Origin of the sequence: Halochromatium sp., from assembly GCF_046541315.1 — a bacterium.
Classification (GTDB): Bacteria; Pseudomonadota; Gammaproteobacteria; order Chromatiales; family Chromatiaceae; genus Lamprobacter.
This window is the reverse complement of record NZ_JBKHDN010000142.1, coordinates 1-7,460: the sequence shown is the minus strand read 5'-3', so window position 1 is coordinate 7,460 and position 7,460 is coordinate 1. Positions and strand designations below refer to the sequence as shown.

The 7,460-nt window shown below is 63.8% G+C and carries 8 protein-coding genes; 6 read left to right on the top strand and 2 right to left on the bottom strand.

Translation table 11 applies throughout. The features are described from left to right. A partial coding sequence (thrC, locus tag ACLFQI_RS09915) for a threonine synthase (RefSeq protein WP_410758950.1) occupies nt 1-884 on the bottom strand: 884 nt, incomplete at its 3' end. Between the two features lie 253 nt (nt 885-1,137). Between thrC and ACLFQI_RS09910 the strand changes: the two genes are divergently transcribed. From ACLFQI_RS09910 to ACLFQI_RS09895, 4 genes are all read left to right on the top strand, one after another. Continuing rightward, a complete protein-coding gene (locus ACLFQI_RS09910) occupies nt 1,138-1,392 on the top strand; it encodes a DUF4212 domain-containing protein (RefSeq protein WP_410758948.1) in 255 nt (84 codons plus the stop codon). A gap of 12 nt (nt 1,393-1,404) precedes the next feature. Then, nucleotides 1,405-3,255: a sodium:solute symporter family protein gene (locus ACLFQI_RS09905; RefSeq protein ID WP_410758946.1), complete on the top strand. Its 1,851-nt coding sequence runs from the start codon at nt 1,405-1,407 to the stop codon at nt 3,253-3,255. A gap of 380 nt (nt 3,256-3,635) precedes the next feature. Further along, nucleotides 3,636-5,501 (top strand): DUF294 nucleotidyltransferase-like domain-containing protein, encoded by a 1,866-nt coding sequence (locus ACLFQI_RS09900; RefSeq protein ID WP_410758944.1) that lies wholly within the window; start codon nt 3,636-3,638, stop codon nt 5,499-5,501. A gap of 98 nt (nt 5,502-5,599) precedes the next feature. Further along, entirely contained in the window at nt 5,600-6,274 is a 675-nt protein-coding gene (locus ACLFQI_RS09895; protein WP_410758942.1) for a 3'-5' exonuclease, read from the top strand. A 40-nt stretch (nt 6,275-6,314) separates the two neighbouring features. On the opposite strand, the gene ACLFQI_RS09890 is transcribed toward ACLFQI_RS09895, so the two are convergent. After that, the gene (locus ACLFQI_RS09890; protein ID WP_410758940.1) at nt 6,315-6,602 is read right to left on the bottom strand and encodes a HigA family addiction module antitoxin; all 288 of its coding nucleotides are present in this window, start codon (nt 6,600-6,602) and stop codon (nt 6,315-6,317) included. Nucleotides 6,603-7,014: 412 nt separating this feature from the next. On the opposite strand from ACLFQI_RS09890, the gene tnpA reads away from it, so the two are divergent. Continuing rightward, on the top strand, nt 7,015-7,335 hold the full coding sequence (gene tnpA, locus ACLFQI_RS09885; protein ID WP_410758938.1) for an IS66 family insertion sequence element accessory protein TnpA: 321 nt from the start codon (nt 7,015-7,017) through the stop codon (nt 7,333-7,335). Next, a partial coding sequence (gene tnpB / locus ACLFQI_RS09880; RefSeq protein WP_410758952.1) for an IS66 family insertion sequence element accessory protein TnpB occupies nt 7,335-7,460 on the top strand: 126 nt, incomplete at its 3' end. The genes tnpA and tnpB, both read left to right, overlap by 1 nt.

The following is a 7,460-nucleotide window of genomic DNA, read 5'->3' as shown; positions in this document are numbered from 1 at the left end:
ACCCCGCTGGCGACGAAGCGGCTGAGGATGTCGTTGCGATTGGTGGCGATGATCAGGCGCTCGATCGGCAGCCCCATGCGCTTGGCCAGCCAGCCGGCGAAGACATCGCCGAAGTTGCCGGTCGGCACCGAGAAGCTGACGCGGCGCTCGGGATCGCCGCCGCTGATCCGCCCCCACGCGTGGAAATAGTAGATGGTCTGCGCCAGGATGCGGGCGAGGTTGATCGAATTGACCGCGCCGAGCCGGTAGTCACGCTTGAACGGCAGATCGTTGAACAGGGCCTTGACGATGCGCTGGGCGTCGTCGAAGGTCCCTTGCACGGCGAGATTGTGCACGTTGGCATCGAGCACCGTGGTCATCTGCCGCTCTTGGATCGGCGACACGCGGCCCTTGGGATGCAGGATGAAGATGTCGATCCCGGCCTTGCCGCGCACGCCATCGATCGCTGCCGAGCCGGTATCGCCGGAGGTGGCGCCGAGGATGCGCAGTACCCCGCCCTCGCGCACAACGAAATACTCGAAGAGATTGCCGAGCAACTGCAGCGCGACATCCTTGAACGCCGCCGTCGGGCCGTGGAAGAGTTCGAGCCACCGCCGCCCGGCCTGCTCCACCACCGGCGTCACCTCGGGATGCGAGAAGCCGGCGTAGGAGCGCTCGACCAGCGCGACCAGATCCGCGCGCGGCATCGCCGCGCCGACGAAGGGCGCCAACACCTCGACCGCAAGCTCCTGAAAATTCAGCCGGGACCAGGCCGCCAGGGTCTCCCCGCTCAGGCGCGGGATGGACTCTGGCACCAGCAGGCCGCCATCGGTGCCGAGGCCCATCATCACCGCCTCGGCAAAGCCGACCGGTTCCACACCGCCGCGTGTACTCAGGTATCGCATCGCATCCTAATCTGGTTCGAGGCCGAGCGCGGGTCGGCCCGGCCGTGAGTCCGTCAAGGTAGTGAAAAGGGCCGCCGTTGGCAACAATATCAGGCGCTTCAGCCCAGCCTCCTTGTCGTTGACAGGGGATTGTGCCGGACAACACAATGCGCGACCGCTTGCACAAGCAGGGACGCTGCCGGGCAGCGCGTACACATGACACCAACAACGATCTTTTTCACCTAACCCAACACTCTTGAGGAGGGACAACACGGTGACACCCGAAAATCGGTCCGCCTACTGGAAGGCGAATATCCGCCTGTTAAGCCTCTTACTGATCATCTGGTTCATTGTCTCCTACGGATTCAGCATCCTGCTCGTCGAGCCGCTGAACCAATTCCACCTCGGCGGCTACCCGCTCGGCTTCTGGTTCGCCCAGCAGGGCTCGATCTACGTCTTCCTGATACTGATCTTCACCTACGCGTTCGGGATGAACCGGCTCGATCAGAAATTCGACGTGGAAGAATAGGAGCCGCCACTCATGACCAATCTCGAAATCTGGACCTATTCGGTCGTCGGCTTCACCTTCGCCACCTACATCGGCATCGCCATCTGGGCGCGCGCCGGCACCACTGGCGAGTTCTACGTCGCCGGCAAGGGCGTCCACCCGGTCCTCAACGGCATGGCCACGGGCGCCGACTGGATGTCCGCCGCTTCCTTCATCTCCATGGCCGGCCTGATCGCCTTCAACGGCTACGGCGGCTCGGTGTTCCTGATGGGCTGGACCGGCGGCTATGTGCTGCTCGCACTGCTGCTCGCGCCCTATCTGCGCAAGTTCGGCAAGTTCACGGTGCCAGAGTTCATCGGCGACCGCTACTACTCGCAGACCGCGCGCATCGTCGCCGTCATCTGCCTGATCCTGGCCTCGATCACCTACGTCATCGGTCAGATGAAGGGCATCGGCGTGGCGTTCTCGCGCTTCCTCGAGGTCTCCTACGACATGGGCCTGTACATCGGTATGGCCATCGTCGCGGTCTATGCGGTGCTCGGCGGCATGAAGGGCATCACCTACACCCAGATCGCCCAGTACATCGTGCTGATCACCGCCTACACCATCCCGGCCATCTTCATCTCGCTGAACCTGACCGGCAATCCGTTCCCGCAGCTTGGCCTCGGTAGCGAATATGCCCCCGATGGCGTCGCCAGCGGCATGAGCATGCTCGCCAAGCTCGATCAGGTCGTGACCGAGCTCGGCTTCAAGGAATACACCACGCAGACCATGGGCAGCACGCTGAACATGTTTGCCTATACCCTGTCGCTGATGATCGGTACCGCTGGACTGCCGCACGTCATCATCCGCTTCTTCACCGTCCCCACCGTCAAGTCCGCACGCTTCTCTGCCGGTTGGGCACTGGTCTTCATCGCGCTGCTCTACACCACCGCCCCGGCGGTTGGCGCCATGGCGCGGTTGAACTTCGTCGACACTCTGATGATCGAGAAGACCGACACCACCGAGCAGGGCTTGGCGGCCTTCGAGCCGTTACCCGGTGATGAACTACCTGGCTGGTTCGAGAACTGGTCGCAAACCGGCCTGTTGGTCTGGAAAGACCTGAATGACGACGGACTGGTCCAGTACTACAATGACAAGGATGAGGCGACGATCGCCGAAGCCGAAGCGCTCGGCTACGAAGGCAGCGAGATCTTCCATGGCACCACCGATGCCCTGAAGCCGGGTCCCGATCTCGACATCATGGTGTTGGCGAATCCGGAGATTGCCGGACTTCCCAACTGGGTCATCGCCCTCATCGTGGCCGGCGGCCTGGCGGCCGCGCTTTCCACGGCCGCCGGTCTGCTCCTGGCGATCTCCTCGGCCATCTCGCATGACCTGCTCAAGGGCGTGTTCATGAAGGACATCTCCGAGAAGGCCGAACTCAACGCCGGGCGGCTGTCGATGATCGGCGCGATCATCGTCGCCGGTTACCTGGGTCTGAACCCGCCGGGCTTCGCCGCCGGCACCGTGGCCATCGCCTTCGGTCTGGCCGCCTCGTCGATCTTCCCGGCGCTGATGATGGGCATCTTCTACAAGAAGATGAACAACACCGGAGCGGTCGCCGGCATGATCGCCGGTATCGCCGTGACCTTGCTCTATGTGTTCCAGCACAAAGGCATCTTCTTCATTCCCGGAACGGACTTCCTGGCACCGCAGCTCGGCATGGGCGCGGACTGGTTCTTCGGCATCTCGCCGAACGCCTTTGGCGCCGTCGGCGCGGTCGTGAACTTCGTCGTCGCCTTCATCGTCGCCGCTCTCACCGCCCCGCCACCGGATCACATCCAGCATCTGGTCGAGGATGTGCGGGTGCCGCGTGGCGCTGGCGAGGCGACCGGCCACTAAGCGAGCCTCAGCGCGACCACCTGCGGAGCGCGTCACCCCGACGCGCTCCGCGCACGAAGAACTTTAGCCCCGCACTGGCGGGGCTTTTTTTGTTGGCCCGAGGCACAACCAGCACGGTGGCACGCATAAGGCGATTGACGGAACAGCGCGGAGCGAATGGCGCAGGATGTTCGTTGGCCTTCAAGGCGTCTCGTCGGCAGCATCGCCGGGCGATGGGAGCGGCGATGCGATGCGGAAGGCGAGCGAAAAGACCAGCAAGGCGATATGAGCTTTGACGGCAATCGCCTAAGACCCTGGATTCAGCACAAGCGTCGGCCGGTCGACTTACGGCATACTCGACAAATAGAATCCCACCGCCTCGCCACCTGAGGATGCCCCTGATGGACGTCGAGCTGATCGAAATCCAAGAGTTTCTCGCCAAACATCCGCCCTTCGAGCAGTTGCCCGACGAGGTGCTCGAACAGCTTCCGCGCCAGTGCGTGGTTCGCTATCTGCGGCGGGGCTCAGCCTTTCCGCCAAGCGACGACCAGGCCGCGCATCTCTATATCCTGCGCCGTGGCGCCATCGAGCTGCGCGACGCCGGGGACGAACTCGTCGGCAAGCTCGCCGAGGGCGATCTGTTCAGCGAGGTCTGTCTCGGCGATGACGCCAAGCGCGCGCTACGCGGCGCAACGCTCGAGGATACCCTGCTGTATTCGCTCACCTGCGAGCAATTCAAACGCCTGCGCTCGACGCATACCGAGTTCGCCGACTATTTCGATCACTCGTCCACCAAACGCCTGCGCAAGGCCCTGGATGCCTTTACCGAATCCGCCACCACCACTGGCGGACTGATGACCGTCACCGCGCGCGATCTGCTGCATCGCAAGCCGATCATGGCCAGCCCCAGCATCAGCATTCGCGAGGCCGCTGGCATCATGTCCGCCGAGCGCGTCGCGGCCTTGCTGCTGATGGAGGGAGAACAGCTCAGCGGCATCATCACCGATCGCGACCTGCGCAACCGCTGCATCGCCACCGGCCTGTCGACCGAACGGCCGGTCAGCGAGATCATGACCGCCGAGATCTCGACCGTCGACGCCGACGCGCTCGGTTTCGAGGCCTTGCTGCAGATGACGCGGCTCAATGTCCACCATCTGCCGGTGGTCGATGGCGAGCAGCTACTCGGCATGCTCTCGACCAGTGACTTCATGCGCTTCCAGAGCACCAGCGGCGTCTACATCGTCGGCGATATCCACAAGGCCGAGTCCCTCGCCGCGCTCGAGGCGATCAGCGCCAAGGTGCCGGAATTGCAAGTGCAATTGATCAACAGCGGCGCTACCGGCGGGCATGTCGGACAGGCCGTCAGCGCCATCACCGACGCCATCACCAAGCGCCTGATCGAGCTTGCCGAGGCCGAACTCGGCCCGCCGCCGGTGCCCTACGCCTGGCTGGTCGGCGGCTCGCAGGCGCGGCGCGAGCAATCCTCGCACTCCGATCAGGACAATGCCCTGCTGATCGCCGACAGCATGAGCCAGGACGACGACCGCTATTTCCGCCAGCTCGCCACCCGGATCAACGATGGTCTCAACGCCTGTGGCTATATCTACTGCCCCGGCGAGGTCATGGCCAAGACCGCGCAATGGCGCCAGCCGCTCGCGGTCTGGCAGCAATACTTCGAACACTGGATCCAACGCCCCGATCCCAAGGCGCTGATGCTCGCCAGTGTGTTTTTCGATCTGCGCGCCCTGCATGACCCCGCCGGGCTCTTCGACGGACTGCATGAGCACGTCCTCGAACTCTCGCGCGACAACCGCATCTTCATCGCCTACATGGCGGCGAATGCCCTCAAGCACCGACCGCCGTTGGGTTTCTTCCGCAAATTCGTGCTCATCCACGGCGGCGACCACGATCGCACCTTCGACATCAAACATCGCGGCACCGTGCCGATCATCGATCTCGCCCGCGTCTACGCGCTCTCCAGCGGACTGACGCCGATCAACACCGTCGAGCGGCTCGAGGCCGCCGCCGAGACCGCAGCACTGACACATGACGGCGGCGCCAACCTGATCGACGCTTTCGAGCTGATCAACACCCTGCGTATCCGCCATCAGGCCAGCCAGCTGCGCAACGGCGAGAAGGCCGACAACTTCCTCGCCCCGGAACAGCTCTCGCCGCTCGAGCGCGGCCACCTCAAGGACGCCTTCTTGCTCATCGACCGCATGCAAGAGACGCTCGGGCAACGCTATCAAGCGGGGCGCTTCGGATGAGGCCACGCGTTTGGCGGGGCCGTCCTTGGGGATCCTGGGGCCCCAGGGGCAACCTGCGGGCCTGCCTTCAAGGCCATTCTCGGGCTTGCTAAGACCCCATGCGATCGCCGTCGGATGGACGTCGCCGCCAGTACCTGCGGCAGCTTGCCTCGGGGCCCTTGCGCGACTACTACGGGCGACCGTTTCCGCCGAAGTCGCTCGACTATCGCTGTGTCGACTATGTCGCCCTCGATCTGGAAACCACCGGTCTTGACGCCAAGCAGGACCAGATCCTGAGCGTCGGTTGGGTGCTGGTGCGGGGCCAGCGCATCGATCTCGCCAGCGCCCGCCATCGGCTGCTGCGCTGCGAGGGCGCGATTCCGGCGGAGACGGCCGTGATCCATCAAATCACCGACGACGAGGCCGCCACCGGACTGCGCCTGAGCCGCGTCCTGCGGGAGCTGCTCGGCGTGCTCGCCGGGCGGGTGCTGATCGCCCATCACGCCAGGATCGAACTCAGCTTCCTCGACGCCGCCTGTCGCGACCTCTACGGCGCCGGGCTGCTGGTACGCTGTATCGATACCGAGGTCTTGGCGCGGCGCACCTTCGAGCGCCGCAACATCCCCTTCCGGCCCTCCGAGCTGCGCCTGCACTCCCTCTGCGAGCGCTACAACCTGCCGCGCTACCGTGCCCACAACGCCTTCTACGACGCCTTGGCGGCGGCCGAGCTGTTCTTGGCGCAGGTCGCCTATCGCGACAATGGCGCCGGTTTTCCCCTCGGCGAGCTGCTTTAAGAAACGTGCAGCATCCAGGATTGGGATCGCCGATGTTTGATCATGCAGCAATCAATTTCCTGACCCGAAGCTCGCTTCTACGTTGCTCGGCATGCCAAAGTTCATATTGCGACTGTTGATTGAGCCAGCTTTCCGCCGAGGTATCAAAGGCAATGGAAAGGCGAATAGCCATTTCGGGGCTAATTCCCGCTCGACCGTTCAATATGGCGCTCAAGGTTTTCCGACTGATGCCCAGCGCATCAGCAGCGTCAGTGACCGTGACACCTAATGGCTCAAGACATAATTCTTTAATGATTTCACCAGGATGCGGAGGATTATGCATCAGCATGGCAAGACCTCAATGGTAGTCTTCATAATTGACAACCTCGGCATCTTCACCCACAGAACTCACCAACGCTATCCATACCCCTAATCCCCGCGAGCGCGGGGGAACCTGTCTGGCCGCCGCTCGGCAGGATGGGGCCGCGGGCCTATCCCCGTGAGCGCGGGGGAACCCGGCCAGGGTCAGGCGGCCTGGCTCCATCAACGGGCCTATCCCCGCGAGCACGGGGGAACCCTGCGGGATATAGAAGGATGGGCGTTGCCGCAGGGCCTATCCCCGCGAGCGCGGGGGAACCCCGCGCGCGTTGCGTCTGATGATTGCAAAGCCGGAGTAACCGGTAATTGAGCGGCGTACTTCCCGGGAGCGAAGGCCGACCCGACACTGGCGCGACCATCCATCGCACCCGAGGGAGTTGGCCATGAGCACGACCCACTACCGCCCACGTCGCAGCCGCGCCCAGTGGCAGACGCTCATCGAACAAGCCGAGCACAGCGCGCTGAGCATCAGCGCATTCTGCCACGCCGAAGACCTCAGCCTCTCGAGCTTCTATCAGTGGCGCAAGCGCCTCGCTGATGAACGGCGCTCGGGTGCAGCGAGCATCGCGAGCGCCAACGTAGGGACCTTCATCGACCTCGGTGACCTCGGCGGCGACGACGGCGGTGGCGACGATGACACTGGCCCCTGGGATCTGGAGCTGCAGTTCGGCACGAATGTCGTGCTGCGCCTGCGCCGGGGCTGATGTTCTTCCCCGAAGGCCGGGTGCGCGTGTTCGTCCACGGACGCCCGGTCGACATGCGCAAGAGTTTCAACGGCCTGATCGCGCTGACCAAGCACGCCCTGGGACAAGACCCCCTCTCCGGTCAT